Origin of the sequence: Anaerococcus rubeinfantis (assembly GCF_001487145.1) — a bacterium.
Taxonomy (GTDB): Bacteria; Bacillota; Clostridia; order Tissierellales; family Peptoniphilaceae; genus Anaerococcus; species Anaerococcus rubeinfantis.
This window is the reverse complement of sequence record NZ_LN913016.1, coordinates 57,978-75,524: the sequence shown is the minus strand read 5'-3', so window position 1 is coordinate 75,524 and position 17,547 is coordinate 57,978. Positions and strand designations below refer to the sequence as shown.

19 protein-coding genes and 2 pseudogenes are annotated in these 17,547 nt (G+C 31.0%); 2 read left to right on the top strand and 19 right to left on the bottom strand.

The window, feature by feature from the left end; genetic code table 11:
• Window positions 1-144: 144 nt before the first annotated feature.
• Both BN3265_RS09715 and BN3265_RS01225 read left to right on the top strand, forming a co-directional pair.
• On the top strand, window positions 145-276 hold the full coding sequence (locus BN3265_RS09715) for an IS110 family transposase (protein WP_148362999.1): 132 nt from the start codon (window positions 145-147) through the stop codon (window positions 274-276).
• A 37-nt stretch (window positions 277-313) separates the two neighbouring features.
• Window positions 314-1,306, top strand: coding sequence for a transposase (locus BN3265_RS01225; RefSeq protein ID WP_094777019.1), 993 nt, complete (start codon window positions 314-316; stop codon window positions 1,304-1,306).
• Window positions 1,307-1,480: 174 nt separating this feature from the next.
• Here the strand turns inward: BN3265_RS01225 and BN3265_RS01220 are convergent.
• The 19 genes and pseudogenes from BN3265_RS01220 to BN3265_RS01150 form a co-directional block, all read right to left on the bottom strand.
• Window positions 1,481-2,290, bottom strand: a pseudogene (locus BN3265_RS01220) (IS256 family transposase); the annotation flags it as partial.
• Window positions 2,291-2,414: 124 nt separating this feature from the next.
• The gene (locus BN3265_RS01215; RefSeq protein ID WP_058989756.1) at window positions 2,415-3,773 is read right to left on the bottom strand and encodes a dicarboxylate/amino acid:cation symporter; all 1,359 of its coding nucleotides are present in this window, start codon (window positions 3,771-3,773) and stop codon (window positions 2,415-2,417) included.
• A 20-nt stretch (window positions 3,774-3,793) separates the two neighbouring features.
• Window positions 3,794-4,558, bottom strand: coding sequence for a DeoR/GlpR family DNA-binding transcription regulator (locus tag BN3265_RS01210; RefSeq protein ID WP_058989755.1), 765 nt, complete (start codon window positions 4,556-4,558; stop codon window positions 3,794-3,796).
• A gap of 60 nt (window positions 4,559-4,618) precedes the next feature.
• On the bottom strand, window positions 4,619-5,614 hold the full coding sequence (locus tag BN3265_RS01205; RefSeq protein ID WP_058989754.1) for an aldo/keto reductase: 996 nt from the start codon (window positions 5,612-5,614) through the stop codon (window positions 4,619-4,621).
• Between the two features lie 2 nt (window positions 5,615-5,616).
• Window positions 5,617-6,579 carry a carbohydrate kinase family protein gene (locus tag BN3265_RS01200; RefSeq protein WP_058989753.1) on the bottom strand — a complete coding sequence of 321 codons (963 nt, stop codon included), beginning with the start codon at window positions 6,577-6,579 and terminating at the stop codon, window positions 5,617-5,619.
• 1 nt (window position 6,580) lies between these two features.
• Complete coding sequence (locus BN3265_RS01195; RefSeq protein WP_058989752.1) at window positions 6,581-7,417, bottom strand: class II fructose-bisphosphate aldolase; 837 nt, start codon at window positions 7,415-7,417, stop codon at window positions 6,581-6,583.
• 15 nt (window positions 7,418-7,432) lie between these two features.
• Entirely contained in the window at window positions 7,433-8,479 is a 1,047-nt protein-coding gene (locus tag BN3265_RS01190; protein ID WP_058989751.1) for an NAD(P)-dependent alcohol dehydrogenase, read from the bottom strand.
• Window positions 8,480-8,498: 19 nt separating this feature from the next.
• Window positions 8,499-9,866, bottom strand: a complete 1,368-nt coding sequence (locus BN3265_RS01185; RefSeq protein WP_058989750.1) for an MFS transporter — start codon at window positions 9,864-9,866, stop codon at window positions 8,499-8,501.
• Between the two features lie 22 nt (window positions 9,867-9,888).
• The gene (locus BN3265_RS01180) at window positions 9,889-10,566 is read right to left on the bottom strand and encodes a beta/alpha barrel domain-containing protein (RefSeq protein ID WP_058989749.1); all 678 of its coding nucleotides are present in this window, start codon (window positions 10,564-10,566) and stop codon (window positions 9,889-9,891) included.
• An 11-nt stretch (window positions 10,567-10,577) separates the two neighbouring features.
• Window positions 10,578-11,681 (bottom strand): zinc-binding dehydrogenase, encoded by a 1,104-nt coding sequence (locus BN3265_RS01175; protein ID WP_058989748.1) that lies wholly within the window; start codon window positions 11,679-11,681, stop codon window positions 10,578-10,580.
• Between the two features lie 375 nt (window positions 11,682-12,056).
• The gene (locus BN3265_RS09760; RefSeq protein ID WP_342411785.1) at window positions 12,057-12,212 is read right to left on the bottom strand and encodes a hypothetical protein; all 156 of its coding nucleotides are present in this window, start codon (window positions 12,210-12,212) and stop codon (window positions 12,057-12,059) included.
• Window positions 12,213-12,352: 140 nt separating this feature from the next.
• Window positions 12,353-12,610: a hypothetical protein gene (locus tag BN3265_RS09755; RefSeq protein WP_342411784.1), complete on the bottom strand. Its 258-nt coding sequence runs from the start codon at window positions 12,608-12,610 to the stop codon at window positions 12,353-12,355.
• Between the two features lie 72 nt (window positions 12,611-12,682).
• On the bottom strand, window positions 12,683-12,865 hold the full coding sequence (locus BN3265_RS09750; RefSeq protein WP_342411783.1) for a hypothetical protein: 183 nt from the start codon (window positions 12,863-12,865) through the stop codon (window positions 12,683-12,685).
• Window positions 12,866-12,966: 101 nt separating this feature from the next.
• Window positions 12,967-13,545: pseudogene (locus tag BN3265_RS01165) on the bottom strand (alpha/beta fold hydrolase); the annotation flags it as partial.
• Between the two features lie 469 nt (window positions 13,546-14,014).
• Window positions 14,015-14,365 carry an IS3 family transposase gene (locus BN3265_RS09745; RefSeq protein WP_342411872.1) on the bottom strand — a complete coding sequence of 117 codons (351 nt, stop codon included), beginning with the start codon at window positions 14,363-14,365 and terminating at the stop codon, window positions 14,015-14,017.
• A gap of 323 nt (window positions 14,366-14,688) precedes the next feature.
• Window positions 14,689-14,787, bottom strand: coding sequence for an IS3 family transposase (locus tag BN3265_RS09740; RefSeq protein WP_342411782.1), 99 nt, complete (start codon window positions 14,785-14,787; stop codon window positions 14,689-14,691).
• A 142-nt stretch (window positions 14,788-14,929) separates the two neighbouring features.
• Window positions 14,930-15,100, bottom strand: coding sequence for a hypothetical protein (locus tag BN3265_RS09515; RefSeq protein WP_167338298.1), 171 nt, complete (start codon window positions 15,098-15,100; stop codon window positions 14,930-14,932).
• A gap of 693 nt (window positions 15,101-15,793) precedes the next feature.
• Window positions 15,794-16,648 (bottom strand): MetQ/NlpA family ABC transporter substrate-binding protein, encoded by an 855-nt coding sequence (locus tag BN3265_RS01155; protein ID WP_058989747.1) that lies wholly within the window; start codon window positions 16,646-16,648, stop codon window positions 15,794-15,796.
• Between the two features lie 26 nt (window positions 16,649-16,674).
• On the bottom strand, window positions 16,675-17,547 hold the full coding sequence (locus tag BN3265_RS01150) for a MetQ/NlpA family ABC transporter substrate-binding protein (protein WP_058989746.1): 873 nt from the start codon (window positions 17,545-17,547) through the stop codon (window positions 16,675-16,677).

Below are 17,547 nucleotides of genomic sequence, written 5' to 3'. Positions count from 1 at the left end.
TGGGATAATACACCCGTAGTCGAAACAGTCTGCTACCTTTCATTATCAAGAATTCGATTAAGCAGGTTGGGTTTATACACCCGTGTAACGAGCTAAACTGAGTGGATAATTGTGTAGGTAGGTAAAAATTTATTGGAGGTATTTATGATTTCAATAGGAATTGATGTATCAAAATCTAAAAGTACAGTCGCAGCCTTAGGATTTGGAAAAGAAGTCATCTTTAAACCATTTAATATTTATCATGTAAAAAATGATGTAAATAAATTAATTAATTAATAAAATCAAATCATTAGAATCAGATGTAAAAATAGTTATGGAAGCAACAGAAATTTATCATATTCCTATCTTAATTAGTTTAGTAAATGAAGGGTTTTTTGTAAGTGTAATAAATCCATTAAAAATGAAAAGATTTTGCCAAGCCTTAAGTTTTAGAAATGTAAAAACAGATAAAAAAGATGCCATACACATAGCTGAATATGGTTTAATGAACTGGAATGATCTAATAGAGTACAAAGAAGATAAAGAAGAATATGTAAGATTAAAACAATTAAACAGATCCTATCAACATTACCAAAAGATAAGAATAAATCACTTAAACTATCTAGACAAAGAAATAGAAAAAAGACATCCAGGACTAAAAAAACTAATCCCCCATGCAAATGGTAACTATCAAAAAGATAAACTAATAGACTTTGTAGAAAAATGGTCAAATAGTGAAAAGATATTAAAAAGAAGTCAAGAGCAATTTGTAAATGATTATGAAAAATGGGCAAAGAAAAAGGGATATCATCCAAATGCACAAAAAGCAATAACCATTTACCAAAATGCCTTAGAATCAATCCCAACAATCTCATCTAGTAACTCAAAAATAGATGCGAATGTCCTAGACTCAATTGAATTTCTAAGAGTAATAAACAAAACTCTCAATAATATTCTATCACAAATGAAAGAAATCGCCACAGAATTAGAAGAATACAAAATAGCAAAAGAATTTTCAGGCATAGGAGAAAAATTAGCACTACAAATAACATCAGAAATAGGAGATATAAGAAAATACAAAAACAAGAAAAGTCTAATATCATTTGCAGGGATAGATTCACCACCATATCAATCAGGAAACTTTAGTGCAAAACAAAGAAAAATATCCAAAAGAGGAAATCCAATATTAAGAAAAGTACTATATATGACAATTTTATGTATGAAAAAAGCAAGGAATAATTTCAAAAAGCTGCATAAAAAAATAAAAATAGAAAAAAGCCCAAACAAGAGGGCTTGTTTCCTATGGTCAAATTGGGTCTGTAAATAATTTTGTGTATCAACCTAAATCCTGATTAAAGGGTAAGGGTTGATACATTTTTTATGTATCAATGTTTGTCCATTCCTATAGGAATGGAACTTTTCTTTATTTTACTTGGGCTTAATAAACTGTCAAATTTTCATGAAAATTTGCAGCCGATTTCATATTAAATTTTTATCTTGATTAGAACCTCCCTTCAAAAAATATTGATAATTGGGATAGTATTTGATCCCAGCCTCGTATTCTATATGTCCAATTACTTGAGGCATCTACCATTGCTAGATACAAGCTTTTTTGTAGGGCATAGTCATTTGGAAATATGGTTTTATTTTTGGTTACTTTTCTTAGTTGCCTATTGAAGTTTTCCATTGCATTTGTTGTATAGATTAGTTTTCTTATTCCTTCTGGATATTTGAAATATGTTGATAATTCTGTCCAGTTGTTTTTCCAAGTGTTTACGCTCATTGGATATTTTTTACCCCATTTTTCTTCAAAGATTCCTAGATTTGTTAAGGCTAAGTCTTCTGTTGATGCCTTGTATACTGCTTTTAAGTCTTTCATTAATTCTTTTATGTCTTTGTAGAATACATACTTTGTGGAGTTTCTTATCTGATGTATTATGCATTTTTGTATTTCTGCTCTTGGATATACTGCTTCTATGGCTTGTGTGAATCCTGGGAGGGTATCTGTTGAGAAGATTAATACATCTTCTAATCCTCTTTCTTTTAGACCATTTAATACTAAAAGCCAGTATTTGCTTGATTCATTTTCTCCTACCCATAGTATGCCCTTTGGGTATATTCCTAGTATTTCTTTAAATCCTTCTAGGTTGTAGCCTAGGGCAATGTAGACTGCTTTTTTGACTACTATGTTGTTTTCTCTTACGTGGTAGTGTATAGCGTCTAAAAAGACCATTGGATAGATTTTTTCTAGTGGTCTATTTTGCCACTCTTCTATGGTTGGTAGTATTTTGTTGGTTATTTTACTTACCATTGTTTCTGGCCTTTTTCTTGGCATAAAAATTCCTCCTGATTAGTTTTTACTTACCTTAATCAGGAGGTTTCTATACACAAAATTTTACACAGTCTCACCTATTCTGCAACATCAACTTTGATTTTTAATATTTAGAATCAATTTTTTTGTTATAATATAAATCTTCATTCAATAAGCCTTCAGATTTATTTACAATTAAGTTTGTTGCTGCATCTCCTATTACATTAAGAGTTATAACTAGCATTCCTGGCAAGTAATTCATTGCAAGTACCAATGAGTATCCTATTAGCGCAAGCTCTGAAGTCCAACCCAAACCCATCATTACTACATAAACCATTGTGGTTCCTGCAACCGGAATTGCTGGCGTTCCTATAGCCATACATATTGACAAAAAGGCTGTAACAACAAGGGTAAGTGGTGTTATCTCCATTCCTGCAGCTGTTCCAATAAAAGTTATTGAAATAATGTGCATTAGGGTTGTTCCATTCATATTTATGGTCATACCCGTAGGCAATACAAAACTTGTTATCTCACTTTTACAACCTAATTCTTCATTACAAGTTTTTACATTAAGAGGTAAGGTTGCTGCAGAAGAATTGGTTGCTGCTGCAAACAAGCCAACCTTAAACGTTTTCTTTATAAATGGTATCGGATTTAATTTCGCAAATAATAGTATACCTATAGGATATATAGTGAAAACTAACAATAATGATGTCAATGATGTTGTTATCATCCATACCATTGTAGGTTTTATATATTCTATACCATAAACTGCAAGTGCTCTAGCTACCATACAAAATATTGCTAGTGGACTTAGATAATTAATTAAAAAATTTATATATTTTTGTATTAATGTATTGAAAGATTCGAATAATCGTATTATAGGTTCTCCTTCTTTTGCCATAAATATTAAGGCAACACCTATAATTATTCCAACAATTACTACAGATAATATTTGATTATTTGAAGATAAGACTTCAAAAATATTGCTTGGAACAGCATTAACTAAGACTGTTAATGGATTATATGCCTCCATTGTTACAAGCTCTGTTGCTTCATTTTTTGGCAAATCTACATTAAAGCCACCTGCTTGTCTTATTGTATAAGCTATAACCCCTGCTATTGCAGCTATCACTACATAAAATGATATGAAAGTAAGAAGAGTTTTTACTGCGATACCACCTATTTTTTTTGGTTCACCAAGTGAGTTTATAGCTAAGGGCAATGATGTGAGTACCAATGGTACTATTGCCAATTGCAAGCCTCTCATAAATAATTGACTTATTATATATAAAAGTCCAAGTCCATCGAAGCCCTTTGCTTTTGTAATATCCATAAGCAAAATCTTGTCAATCGTTTTCCAAATGTTGCTATTAATTCCATTTATTTCTCTTATATAGGTAAGGATACCGCCTATGACAAATCCCAAAAGTAAAGCAAGTATCATCTTTTCCATTATTGATGATTGCTTTTTTGTCTTCATTTTTTCCTCCTAATAAATGTTTAAAAAAGAAGTTTTATATGATTTTTATTGCAAAAATCTACCCATCTGGAACTTGGCTTTTTATCGGTTATAATATAGTCAATATCTTCCAAATCAGTTAATTTTATAAATGCAATTCTATCAAACTTTGAATTATCTACTAATAAAGCAACTTCTTTAGCTCTATCTATCATTTCTTTTTTTATTTCGAATTCATTATCATATGAATCTGTTGCCCCCGCATTTATATCTAAGCCTCTACTTCCTATTATTGCAAGCTCGGCATTATATTTTTTTATTGTATCTTTAGCAACGTTTCCTTGATATGAAAGAGAATTTTGATTAAAGATACCTCCTGTAGATATTAAATTGGGTTTATATATATTAATTTCTTTAAAGATTTCACAAGAGTTTGTTACTACTACAATTTCTGTTTCATCTTTTAATAATTTTAATGTTTCTATACATGTTGAACTGGAATCACAGAAAATAGTTCTTTTTGATTTTATTAAATCTTTAGCAATAAGAGCAATTTTTCTTTTTTCTTTTATATTCATAGCTTGTCTTTTATAGTAATCTATTTCACTTTTATTTATATCACTATCTTTAACCCAAATTGCTCCGCCATGAACTCTTTCTATAATTCCTTTATGAACTAGCTTGTCAAGATCTCTACGAACAGTTTCTTCCGTAATACCCCGCTTTTCGCTTATTTCAGATACACTTACTTCATTATTTATTTGTATAAATCTTTCTACTTCGTTTAATCTTACACTACTACTCATAAATACTCTCCTAATAATAAGTTCAATATGTATTAGTATAGCTTAATAAATATTATTTTTCTATTTATTATTTGCTAATTCATATATATCATCAGCTAATTTGCTGATATAATTGATATCTTCTTTTGAGATATCTAATTCTCCTGCAAGTACATTTTCTTTAACTTCTTCTGGAGTTGTTGCTCCCATAAGCAAGTTTATATTGTCATTTTGATTTATTATCCATTCTAAGGCAAGTGTAGGTATTGTACAATTGTATTTTTCAGTTAGAGGCTTCCATTTTTCAAGCATATCTACAACATAACCTATGTTTTCTTTTTGCCACCAATACTTATTTGCCCTTGCTCCTGTCGCCTTATAATCTTTTTCGAATAAACCTGTTAGTAACCCTTGTTCCAAAGGTGAATAAGCTTGTAGAGTAACTTTGTTTTCAAGACATAGAGGTAGGATATCTTTTTCTACACTTCTATCCAAAATATTATATTTTGCTTGTACTATATCTAGTTCTCCTGCATCAAGGTATTCTCTAACTTGATCAGCATTTACATTTGCAGCTCCTATCGCTTTTATTTTACCTTCTTTTTTCAATTTAGTTAATTCTTCAACAACTTCTGATATAGGTGTATAGTAAGGTTCTACAGCTTGCCAGTGGGTCATATATACATCTATATAATCTGTCTTTAATCTTTTTAAACTTGATTCGATTTCTAATCTTATTGATTCAGGTGTAAGAAGTTTGTATAATTGCCTATCTCCAACCTTGTTGAATAAAGCTCCTTTTCTTTCCCAAACTATACCACATTTAGTTATTAAGCATACTTTTTCTCTATTTACTTTTCCTAGAGCTTTGCCTACTATTTTTTCACTTTCTCCGAAGTTATATCCAGGTGCTGTGTCTATTAGATTAACCCCAGAATTTACAGCTTCTACAATTGTAGCTACTGATTTTTCAACATCAACTTCAGCATCCCAAGCAGATCCAGCTCCTATTGCCCAAGTTTCAAGACCTAGTTTTGAAATTTCAATATCAGTTTTTCCTAATTTTATATATTTCATTATTAATCATTAACCCTTCTTTGTTCGTTATATTTTTTTATAACATCATCAACTTGTTTTCTATTTTTCACACCTGTTGTAGCACCTACACTTTGAATAGATATAGCTGCCGTAACATTAGCTATTTTCCCACATTCTTCAAGAGATTTATCTTCCAATAATCCTGTTATAAAACCTGATGCAAAGTTATCTCCTGCACCTATCGTATCAATAGGGGTTATGCCCTTTAAAGCCGGTACTATTTTTTGATATCCATTCTTACTTTTTATATAAACTCCTTTGGATCCTATTTTTATTATTACGCAACCAACTCCATAAGAAAGTATTTCATCCGCAACATCTTCTATTTTATCTTTTCCAGTCATAAGGCTTGCTTCATCAAAGTTAGGAAAGAAATAGTCTACATAGGATAAAGATTCTTTTATATCCTCGAAAGTCTCGTTATTTCTTGGTTTTATCATATCAGCACTTATGATCATATTTTCTTTTTTTGCCTTTTTAAATAGCTTCACCAATTCTTTATCTTTTAGGAGAGGGTTGTTAAAAAAACTTCCATATGATAATAGTTTTGCATTTTTTACTAAAGATAAATCAATATCATCAATAGTTGTTTTCCATAAGCTTCCATTTCTGTTGGTTATAAATGTTCTTTCTCCATCTTCAGTGACTAAGCCTATATTAATCGATGTATCTACATCTTCTCTTTGTTTAATTCCAATTGTATCTATTTTATTTTTCATACAATGGTCAACTATATAATAGCCTGCTACGTCTTTTCCTACCATTGACAACAGGCTCACTTTATGTCCGAGTCTTGATATTATCGTTGATTCATTTAAAGCATCTCCACCTATTGCCATATTGATTTGTTGTAAAGGATAAGATTCACAATCAAAAACTTCTTTATTTACAGGTTGTAAAGGGATATCTAATACCGATGCACCTACACAAATAACATCTACCATATCAGTCTACCTTATTATTAGCACCAAATAATTTTATCTTATACATAGCCCTTTCTTTGATAGCCTTTCTTACCTTTTGCTCCAATTCTAAAAATGGAACTTCAGTATTATCTCTAATAGCATCCATTGCAGCTTGACATAATTCTGTATGAATATTAATTTTAGATATACCTAAAGAAATTGCTTTTTTAATATCTTCATCGCCTATTCCTGATGCTCCATGAAGTACTAAAGGAACACTTACTGAGTTTTTTATTTTTTCAATTATTTCAAAGTTTATTTGTGGTTCCGATGTATAAACACCATGTTGATTTCCTACAGCTACAGCCAAAGAATCACATCCTGTTTTTTCAACAAATTCAGCTGCTTGATCAGGGTTTGTATATTGGTATTCTGCCAAAGCTTCTTCATAAATTGTTTCATTTCCAACATGACCTAACTCAGCTTCTACAGCTATGCCTTGTGGATGGAAAAAATCTACTGCTTTTTTTATTTCTTTTATATTGTCTTCAAAACTTAAAGAAGATGCATCCCTCATTACTGAATTCATACCATGATTAAAGGCATTTTGAATTATTTCCATACTACGACCATGATCCCAATGTGTTATAACAGGAACACTTGCAGCTTTTGCCATTGAAACCATCATATGACTAAAATCTTCAAAACTTGTGTTTTGTACAAATCCTGTTCCAAATGAAATTATAATAGGAGCTCTTAGCTCTTCAGCTGCATCAATAACTCCCATTAACATTTCAGCATTCCACACATTAAAGTGTGGAATTGCATATTTATTATCTCTTGCATCATTTTCCCAATAACGAATATCTGCTAACATATTATTCTCCCTATATTAATCTATTACCTTTATGACACCTTTTATTATGTCTTGTTTCTTTTCCTTATCTATAGCTTCCATGAATGCTTCTTGAACATTTTCATAGTCATAAATATTTGAAACCATAGTTTTTACATTGATTTTTCCTGTTCTTATTGCTTCAATTGTCTCAGGAAAATCATTACAATATCTAAAGGATGTTTGAATAGTCACTTCTCTGTTTATTTTTAAGAAATCTATAGGAACAGGTTTTGATTGAGTTCCTACCATTATTATTTTTCCACCTCTTGCAACAGTTTGAACCGATTGATTCATTGTTACTTCTGCTCCTGCAGCTTCAAAAATTAATTCTATTCCTAAAGGATAATTTTCTTTTACATATTCAACAAAATCTCCCTTTAATGAATTAAATACCTTATTTGCTCCTAATTCTTCAGCTTTTTTAAGCCTTTTTTCTACAACGTCTACAATGGTAACATCTGTTGCTCCATTAGCTAAACAAGCTTGTAAAGTCATAAGGCCTATGCATCCAGCACCAAATATAACTATCGATTTTCCTGGACGTGCTCCACCAATTCTTGCCGCATGAACTCCTACTGCAGCAGGTTCAACCAAAGCACCTTCCATAGAATTCATGTTCTCTGGTAGTTTAAAAGACCAAGCTTCTGGATGTATCATATAGTTTGTTAATGCGCCCTTATAATTAGGTTGTGTTGCAAGAAAATCAACTGATGGGCAAATATTATACCTTCCTGTTTTTGAATAATCGGTTGTTAAGTCAGCTATTCCAGGTTCTATTATTGCCTTATCTCCAACTTTGAATTTAGTAACATCTTTGCCTATTTTAACTACTTCTCCACACACCTCATGACCAAGGCCTATTTTTTGATTTGGATCTTTTGGTGGTATAAATGGTCCAAATTCAAATCCATGAATATCAGAACCACACATACCTACATACTCAACCTTTATCATTATTTCCTTGTTACCAGGTTCTCCTATTTCTGTTTCTTGGATTTCAAAATGTTTTGGTTTTACTAAAATTGCTTCTGTATTTTTCATTTTATCTCCTTAATCAATATTATCTTTGTAAGCCTATTTCTTCTACAGATTCTCCTCTTGTTTCAACTCCCAAGAATATAATTCCTATAGCAATTATAGCTGCAACTACTGAAAGCAAAACAAATACTGCTGATGGACCAAAGTTTGTTAAAACTGAGTTTACTATGAAAGGAAATACTATTCCGCTTGCTCTTCCAACAGCGTTACAAAAACCTGAACCTCTTAATTTAGCATTTGTAGGCCAAATTTCAGGTACATATACTGCTGATGCAAAACAAACATACATATAAATAAATGTAAACAATATAAATCCTACTATAGAAATTGATGATAGAGATTCTAATTGACCATAGAATATTCCCAAAGCTCCTATTATTACTAAGAGACCTACTCCCATTACTTTTCTTGGTAGCTTATCCATAATTAATGATGTTATAAATATTCCAAAAGGTGCTCCGAATAAACCTACAGTATTTAAAAGTGTGGAATCCTTTGTATTAATTCCTTTTGCAGCAAAAATTGTAGGTAACCAATTCATTAATGTATATTGAATTACATTCATTCCAATTAATACAAGAGATCCTATTATAACTCTTTTTAGTAGTTCTCCCTTAAATAGTGCTGAATATGGTAAATTTTCAGCCTTAACAGCTAGATCTGGATTAACTTCAGGTAATTTTTTTCCTATTTGCTTTTCAACTCTAACTTCAATTTCACTTATTATTTTTTCAGCTTCTTCGTATCTTCCTTGTGATTCAAGCCATCTTGGTGATTCAGGGAATTTATTAAAAATAAGAACTGTTGCTAATAATGATAATATTGAAGGAATTGCAAATTGTAATCTCCAATCCAATTCAGGTGCTACACCCATACTTACAATTAAAGTTGCTATTGTTGAGCTTACAGGGTGTGCCCAGTTTCCTATAAATGATGTTCTACTTGACCATGTTCCCCTTGAAACTGCTGGCATATATTCAGTAAATCCTGCAAAAAGTACTACTAGTAAAGCTCCCAAGCCAAATCCTTGAACTGTTCTTATTATGTATAATAAGCTCATACTAGGACAAATAATTGCTCCTAACATAGAAACTATATGTATTGCTTCATACAAAAGTATGCTTCTTTTTCTACCTATTTTATCTCCAATAATTCCACCTATTAAAGCACCAAATAACATTCCTGCTGTATAAAGTGAAGAAAATGTAGCAAGTCCATCTTGGCTTATCCAGCCGATTTCTATTAGTCTTGCTCCTACAAGTCCTCCTATACCATTTGACCAACAAACTAACAAAGCAAATGCTGTTACCAGCCACATTTCAGTATGCCAGCTTGAAGTTGGCAATCTGTCTAATCTTGCTCCTACATTCGGATATCTCTTATCTTCCATTTTTTTACCTCATATTTTTTATTTAATTAATTTCTTCATCTATTTCACTAAGCATAATTTCCCATGCTTTTTCTATATCGTCTGCCTTATTCCAAAGTGCTGGTGGCCCTAGAACCACTGCATCTGCTCCCGCTTCTTTTAATTTTTTGTATATTCCCTTATTCATAGAGCCATCAGCTTCTATTAAAAAGTCAAGATTTTGCTCTTTTCTTATTCTTACCAAATCTTTAATTTTTTCATAAGTTATGGGTATAACTTCTTGTCCTGCATAGCCTGCATCAACCAGCATAACTGTTACCTTTGATAATTTATGCAAATAATTTTTAATATTTTCTATAGGAGTTGCAGGATTTATTGCAACTCCAGCTTTTGCTCCTAAAGAAATTATTTTATTAAATGTTACAAAGGCGTCACTTTCTATACAATCACTGTGAACAGTTACATAAGTTGCTCCTGCATCAATACAATCTTCTATAATATTTTGTGGATGTTTCACCATAAGATGTGCATCCATAGGTTTTTTCACTTTATCCTTTAAAGCTCTCATAAAGTCAGGGCCTATGCTGAATGTTTTTACATAATTTCCGTCTTTGATATCAATATGTAAAATATCAGCATGCTTATCTATATATTCAACTTCATGAGCAAAATCGAATAAATCACAACATCCCATAGACGGAGCGAGCAAAAATTTATTCATACAAGCTCCTTTTATTTTTCGCCGTAATCTTTAGTGTCTTTATCATCAAAGTCATATTCTAAGAAAACTTTAACCGCATCCTTATTAGCCATAGCTTGGAATCCTTTTTCCCATTCAGATAATCCAAAATGATGAGTTATCATTGGTTTTACTTGAATTTGTCCGTCTGATAGAAGACGAATAGCATTTCTCCATGTTGTTGAATCATAAGCCATATGACCGATAATGCTCTTATTCCATTCAGTTATTGTATTTATTGAGAAATCAAGTGGTTTGAATCCCATTCCTATTCTTACAACTTCTCCATTAGGGCGTAACATTTCTAAAGATTGTTTTAAAGCGATATTTGCTCCTGAACATTCCAATACTAATCCCAAGTTATCTCTTCCACATATTTCTAAACATCTTGCTACTACATCTTCATTGCTTCCGTTTACAGTATGTGTTGCTCCAACTTTCTTTCCAATTTCAAACCTTGTTTTTACATCATCTTCAAGGCCTACTAAAACTATATTTACAGCTCCCATTATTCTTGCCATTTGAACAGAGAATAATCCCAAAGGACCTGCTCCTATTACTACAACATCTTGACCTGGCAAGAAGCTTGATTGTTGAGCAATTGCTTTATAAGCATTACTTATTGGATCAAGAACAGCCGCTTCTTCATAGCTTATATTTTCAGGAATTTCCCAAATTGCGTGTTTATGTATCCTTAAAATTTCTCCAGGGATTTTTAAATATTTAGAAAATCCACCTCCCCATCTATTATTATCTAGTCCTATATTTGTTTTTTCTTCGCAGTCAAGGAAATCTCCTTTTTCGCAAGCAGGACAATGTCCACAAACATGACCGCTGTTATCAGAAACTATCCTTTGTCCTACATGCCAATCTTTAACATCTTCTCCAACTTTTACAATCTCTCCTGCAAATTCATGACCTCTTATAGAATTAAATTCATCGGAACCGTTATCAACTTTAAAATGTTTCATATCAGCACCACATATTGCTGCAGCCTTTACTCTTATAATAATGTCTTCCTTACCACATTTTGGTATATCTACATCTATAAGTCTGTAACCACCAAATTTCTTACCATATCTTGCTAACGCTTTCATAATACCTCCTAATTTTCTTTATTTATTATTATAATAACATATTATTTTTGAATGTCAATCGTTTTTCTTTGTTTTTTTGGTTTTTTTTGACTTTATTTTTTTGATTTTATTATATTTTTCTTTATTTTTCTTTTTTTTATTCGGTTTCTTCTTTATTTTTATTCTTTTTATTAAAAATTATCTCTATTTAAATAAAAAACTTGGAAATTACAACTTTTATTAGCTGTGAATTTCCAAGTTTTTTATTTTTGTTTTTATTTCCACAAATTTTCAAGGTATTCTTTGTTTGCTATTAATTCTTTGAAAGCATCTTGGGCGGGTTTTAAATCCTCTTTGTAGATTATACCTATCCATTTCTCTGGTGTTGGTATTAGTTTAACTTACGCTTTTTTTATCTTTTAAAAGTTCTGCCAGAAAATCCGGAAGGACGTATTCTGCTTCCATCAAGTTATTTTTATTTCTTTCAAGATATTTTATATAGTAATCATAGGCAATATCTATTATTTCAGGAAAAAATGCCAACATATTCATGGATACTGGGCTATTTATATTTAGAACATCCGAGCTTCTATTTTCTTTTGATGATAATTTCCCATTTTCTAAGAATATTTCATGAGTTTCTTTTATATCGAAAAGATGGTTTTGTTCATCTGTAAGACATATACCTCTTGTTACTTTGCCATTTTTTGATAGGTGTTTTTTAGTTTGTAGCCTGCAAGAGCAATTTTATTTTCCCCTTTGCTTTCTTTGTCTAAAAATTTATACATTTCGGCATAGGGTTCTTTTTCATAATAATCGTCTGCGTTTATTAATAAAAAGGGTTCTTTAACTATATTTTTACAAGAAATTAAGGCCAGAACTGTTCCACATGTTTTTTCTTTGTGATGATTTTTCAAAGTCTTCTGGCAAATCAATGCTTTGATAAGCATATGAAACTTCAATTTTTTCTGAAATTCTATCTCTTATAATTTCTTTGAAGTCCTTTTCTATATCTTTTCTTATTATGAATACAACTTTTTTTCAAAACCTGCTTTTATTGCATCATATATTGAGTAACCAATAATTATATAGTTGTTTTTGTCCATTTTTGCCAATTGCTTTATACCCGAACCATATCTTGAACCAATGCCTGCTGCAAGTATAACTAATATTTTTTCATAAAATCTCCTAACTTTACAGTTCATCTTTTGTTCATTATATAAATATTATCTTTTCTTGTCATTGGTTTAAATAGCTTGATTTTAAATGATTTTAAGATAAATTTTTTAAAAATTTTTCTAAGGCTTCAAAGTATTCTTCTTTTTGGTCGATAAAACTGTCTTGAGTATTGAAATAGGTGCCAGGTGGAGTTTTTTATTTTATCATTTAAAATTTTACCTATGTAGGGTGATGATAGATCCATTTGCCCTGACATTATTAGAGTTTTTGTCTTTATTTGACAAAGTTTGTCTGTATATTTGAAGTCGGATAAGCTTCCTTGCGGGATAAATTCATTTTCTCCCCAGCCTGTAAGGTAAGCAAGTTTTCCACCTATTTTTTCTCTTATTAGGTATTCAGTTGAATTAGGACCAGCTTTTGATGAGCAATATTTTTCCATGAATTTATCAAAGGCAACAATGTAGTTTTTATCTGTATAGTTTCCTTCTCTCCTTGCTTGGTAGATAGCCTCCCTATCTTTTTTATCCATGTAGGATATTCTCCTATATTGTTCTTCTTCCAACATTTTTGCTGATGAAAGAGTCGATGAAAGAATTACCGATTTTACACTTTTACTTTCCCTATCGCATAGGTAGTCTATTGCCATCATTCCGCCCCAAGATTGCCCTAAAATATGATAATTATCAAGTTTTAGATATTGTATAAGATTTTCAAGTTCATCTAGTCAAAAATCTTTGGTAAAGCAAGTAGTCGGAACATCTACTGCTGAAAAACCACATCCTATTTGGTCATACATTATTAATGGTCTATCAAGTTTTTTAGCAATTCATTAAAGATTTCAAAATAATTGTGGGCCGAGCCAGGACCACCATGTAAAAATATTAACGGTGCTTTTTCCCGTTAGAATTTACTATTCTTGTGTATGTTTTGTAGTTTCTAAAAGGTATATAGATTTCTTTTATTTGCATGTTTTTCTCCTTTTGTGTATTTTAATATACTTGGTTTGTTTTATAAAGTTTCAATTAAAAAAGGCTATTGCAAAAATCCTAAGATAGAAAAAAGACGATGAAACTAAAAATAAGGTGACCCCATTAAGTTGGACCTAATACCAGAGTTAGAACTAAACTAGCTCTGGTATTTCTTTGTCCTTTCCTACCCTTAGGGGTAGAAGATTTTTATGCTGCATTTTTCTTTCTATATTCTACTGGTGATAGGTATCCTAATTTTTCTCTTATTCTTTCTTCGTTATAATATTTTATGAAATCTTTAATTGTTTGTTTTAAGTGCTCGTATGAATAGAATTTGTGTCCATAGTATATTTCTTGTTTTAATATTCCAAAGAAGTTTTCCATTGGTGAGTTGTCTAAGCAGTTGCCTTTTCTGGACATGGATTGGATGATGCTGTTTGCTTCTAACCTTGATGTGTATTGATTTTTTTGATATGCCCATCCTTGGTCTGAGTGGAATATTCTTTTTTCTTTTGTTTTGTTAGTTACTTTTATTGCTTTATCTAAGGCTTTTAGGATTGGTTCTATTGTTGGTTATTTTGATATTTCATAGCTTAGTATCTCACTGTTATACATATCTAAGTATGGATTTAGATAGAGTTTCTTTATTTGATAGGTTCCTGTTTTATCTTTTTCTAAATACTTAAATTCTGTTGTATCTGTTGTTATTTGAATATATGGTTTTTCTACTTTAAAGTTTCTTTTTATTTTATTGTCTGATATCTTTCCTATCTGTCCTTTGTAGAATGAGTATTTTCTAAATTTTCTTGAATAACTTTTTACTTGTAGTTTTAGCTTTTGAACTAATCTTTGTACTTTCTTTTTGTTTATTATTAGTCCTGTTATTTTAACATAGCTGTTATTCTTCTATAGCCGTAGTTTGGATTTTCTTTTCTAATTTTAAGTATTTTATTTTCAATTTCTTCATCTTTATTTGGCATATTTAAATGTTTTTGCCAATACATAAATGTTGATTTTGGTAGATTAAAGTATATTAACAAGTCTTTCAATTTGTATTTGTTTCTTAAGACCCTGATTGTTTCAGCAATTGTCTTATTTCTGCATCTGTCATTTGAGACAATTCTATCTTTTTTTTATTGCATCATTTTCTAGTTTAAGCCAGTAGTTTTTTTCTTCTAATTTCTTTATTTTTTCTTTTAGTTGTGCTTGTGTTAATGAATTATTTTCTGAATTAGTTAAGTTTACTGATGAGTCTATTTTGATATCTGTTGATTTCTTCGGTAATTTTGGCATTTTTGAAGGTCTTCCCCTCTTTTTAGATTTCAGTCCTTCTATGCTTTTTCTCTAAAGTCTATTACCCACCTTGTTATTATTGACGGATTGTTTATTTTTAATTCATTTGCTAGGCTTTGATAGGACATTTCTCCTGTTAAATACAAGTTTACTACATTTAACTTATATTCCAATGTATATTGTGCATTTTTCCTTTTTACTTTTAGCCCTTCATAACCTTGTGACTTGTACGCATTTACCCATCTTCTAATTACGCATTCATTTGGGATGCCGTATTTATTTGATAAAGATATATATCAGATTGCTGGATTCTAAATATTCTTTTACCACTTTCATTTTGAATTCTGTGCTATATTTTGCCATAAAAAAACTGACCTCCTTTAGTTAGTTTTTTAGGTCTAACTTTTGGGGGGTCAGTTCAAAGAGGGCTTATTTCCTATGGTCAAATTTAGTTATAAATTTATTTAATTTTTTTAAAAAAACACTTGATTTTTCCTAACAGGTTTCGAGCGAACGTAGTGAGTCGAGAAATCTCATGAGATCTCTCCGTGCATTCGTTGCACTCACTTAGTCGAGATGGTATGTAGCTCAATTTTTATTTTAAAATAAAATATTATCTACATTCATAATTTGTCTACACTCTGAGCTATGAGCAAAACTCATAGCCTTTATATTTTAGGGGGTATTAAATTTTTACCAAGCTGGGATCCATGCTCCTCCTGTGAATTTTTCGTAGTCTTTTTTGGTGTCATCTGTTTGATAATAATTTTTCACAAAATCATTTAAAACTTCGTCATCTTTTCTATCTTTTTTGGCTGCAAATACATTCACATATGGGTTTGTGTCGTCTGCTTTTGATTCTTCAAATTTTAAAGCTGGATATTCAGTTGCAATTTTTGAATCTAGGGCGAAGGTATCATTTACAATTGCAAGGGCAGCTGAATCGAGATTTCTTGCTGTTTGAGCAGCGTCAACTTCTGTAATTTTTAGATTTTTTGAATTTTCTTCTATATCGTTTACTGTTACGGAAGCTCCCTTTTCTCCTTTTACTTTTATAAGTCCTGCATCTTGTAATAGGAATAGGGCTCTTGCTCCGTTTGATGCATCGTTTGGAATTACTACTTCATCATTTTCCTTTACTTCGTCCAATGATTTATATTTTTTTGAATAAATTCCAAGTGGTGCAAGCATTGTGTTTCCTACTGAAACAAGGTCTGTTTTGTGATCTTTGTTATATTCTTCTAGGAATTTTTTGTGTTGGTAGGCGTTTAAATCAATATCTCCAGATTCTAGTGCCTCGTTTGGTTGGTTGTAATCTGAAAATACTACAAGCTCAACCTCATTTCCTGTTTTTTCCTTATATCTTTTTATAACTTCATTTAATACGTCGTTATATTCCCCAACAACTCCGATTTTTATACTTTGTTTTTCTTTTGGATTTTCTGTTGAATTTGAATTTGATGTAACTTTACTTTCTTCCTTGTTTCCACATGAGCTAAGTCCCACAAGTAGGGCAAGTCCCAAGGCAATTTTTCCTAATTTTTTCATTTTTTATCTCCTTAATTTTTTAGATTTTATTTCCAAGCTGGAATTTCTGATCCTTTTGTTTCTTTTTCTACTAATTTTTTTGTTTCATCTGTTTGGTAATAATTTTTTATAAAATTTTCTACAGTTTTTGAATCCTTATCTTCTTTTCTTGCTGCAATTATATTTACATAGATTGCTTTTGCTGGATCGTCTTTATCTTCAAGATAAACTGCATCCTCAGTTGGAACAAATCCTGCATCTACTGCTACTCCAGAATTTATAACTGATGCTGCAACTTCTGTAAGATTTCTTGCTGTTTGGCTTGCATCAAGTTCAATTATTTCTAGATTTTTTGGATTTTTCTTGATATTATCAAGAGTTATTGCATCTCCTTCTTTTCCTTCAAGCTCAATTAAACCTGCTGATTGAAGTAAGAAAAGGGCTCTTGCTCCATTTGTTGGGTCGTTTGGAATTGCAATTTTGTCTCCATCTTTTATTTCTTTTACATCTTTAATTTTGTCAGAATATATTCCCATTGGAGCAAGTAGGGTATCTCCAACTGCTACTATATCTGTTTTGTGAGATTTGTTATAATCTTCCAAGAATTTTTTGTGTTGGAAGGCATTTAAGTCGATATCTCCAGATTTTAAAGCCTCGTTTGGTTGGTTGTAATCTGAAAATGGTACAATTTCCATTTTCTTTCCTGTATCTTTTTCAAATCTTTTTGCAATATCTTCTAAAACTTCATTTTTTTCTCCACAAACTCCAATTTTAATTACTTTAGCATCAGCAAATCTGTCTACAGTTTTTGCTTGATTTGATGGGGAAGAATTTGAATTTGTATCATCCTTCTTATTTCCGCATCCTGTTAAAGTTAGTACGAGTGACAATCCTAGGGCAATTTTCTTTAAGTTTTTCAT

What these genes read in the sequence shown, in the direction of transcription:
- BN3265_RS01155 (WP_058989747.1), bottom strand. Translation starts at nt 16,648, where the DNA reads ATGAAAAAATTAGGAAAAATTGCCTTGGGACTTGCCCTACTTGTGGGA.
- BN3265_RS01215 (WP_058989756.1), bottom strand. Translation starts at nt 3,773, where the DNA reads ATGAAGACAAAAAAGCAATCATCAATAATGGAAAAGATGATACTTGCT.
- BN3265_RS01210 (WP_058989755.1), bottom strand. Translation starts at nt 4,558, where the DNA reads ATGAGTAGTAGTGTAAGATTAAACGAAGTAGAAAGATTTATACAAATA.
- BN3265_RS01200 (WP_058989753.1), bottom strand. Translation starts at nt 6,579, where the DNA reads ATGGTAGATGTTATTTGTGTAGGTGCATCGGTATTAGATATCCCTTTA.
- BN3265_RS01150 (WP_058989746.1), bottom strand. Translation starts at nt 17,547, where the DNA reads ATGAAAAACTTAAAGAAAATTGCCCTAGGATTGTCACTCGTACTAACT.
- BN3265_RS01225 (WP_094777019.1), top strand. Translation starts at nt 314, where the DNA reads ATGGAAGCAACAGAAATTTATCATATTCCTATCTTAATTAGTTTAGTA.
- BN3265_RS09755 (WP_342411784.1), bottom strand. Translation starts at nt 12,610, where the DNA reads ATGCTTATCAAAGCATTGATTTGCCAGAAGACTTTGAAAAATCATCAC.
- BN3265_RS01175 (WP_058989748.1), bottom strand. Translation starts at nt 11,681, where the DNA reads ATGAAAGCGTTAGCAAGATATGGTAAGAAATTTGGTGGTTACAGACTT.
- BN3265_RS01195 (WP_058989752.1), bottom strand. Translation starts at nt 7,417, where the DNA reads ATGTTAGCAGATATTCGTTATTGGGAAAATGATGCAAGAGATAATAAA.
- BN3265_RS09750 (WP_342411783.1), bottom strand. Translation starts at nt 12,865, where the DNA reads ATGAACTGTAAAGTTAGGAGATTTTATGAAAAAATATTAGTTATACTT.
- BN3265_RS01180 (WP_058989749.1), bottom strand. Translation starts at nt 10,566, where the DNA reads ATGAATAAATTTTTGCTCGCTCCGTCTATGGGATGTTGTGATTTATTC.
- BN3265_RS01190 (WP_058989751.1), bottom strand. Translation starts at nt 8,479, where the DNA reads ATGAAAAATACAGAAGCAATTTTAGTAAAACCAAAACATTTTGAAATC.
- BN3265_RS09715 (WP_148362999.1), top strand. Translation starts at nt 145, where the DNA reads ATGATTTCAATAGGAATTGATGTATCAAAATCTAAAAGTACAGTCGCA.
- BN3265_RS01185 (WP_058989750.1), bottom strand. Translation starts at nt 9,866, where the DNA reads ATGGAAGATAAGAGATATCCGAATGTAGGAGCAAGATTAGACAGATTG.
- BN3265_RS09515 (WP_167338298.1), bottom strand. Translation starts at nt 15,100, where the DNA reads ATGCCAAAATTACCGAAGAAATCAACAGATATCAAAATAGACTCATCA.
- BN3265_RS09740 (WP_342411782.1), bottom strand. Translation starts at nt 14,787, where the DNA reads ATGCCAAATAAAGATGAAGAAATTGAAAATAAAATACTTAAAATTAGA.
- BN3265_RS01205 (WP_058989754.1), bottom strand. Translation starts at nt 5,614, where the DNA reads ATGAAATATATAAAATTAGGAAAAACTGATATTGAAATTTCAAAACTA.
- BN3265_RS09760 (WP_342411785.1), bottom strand. Translation starts at nt 12,212, where the DNA reads ATGAATATGTTGGCATTTTTTCCTGAAATAATAGATATTGCCTATGAT.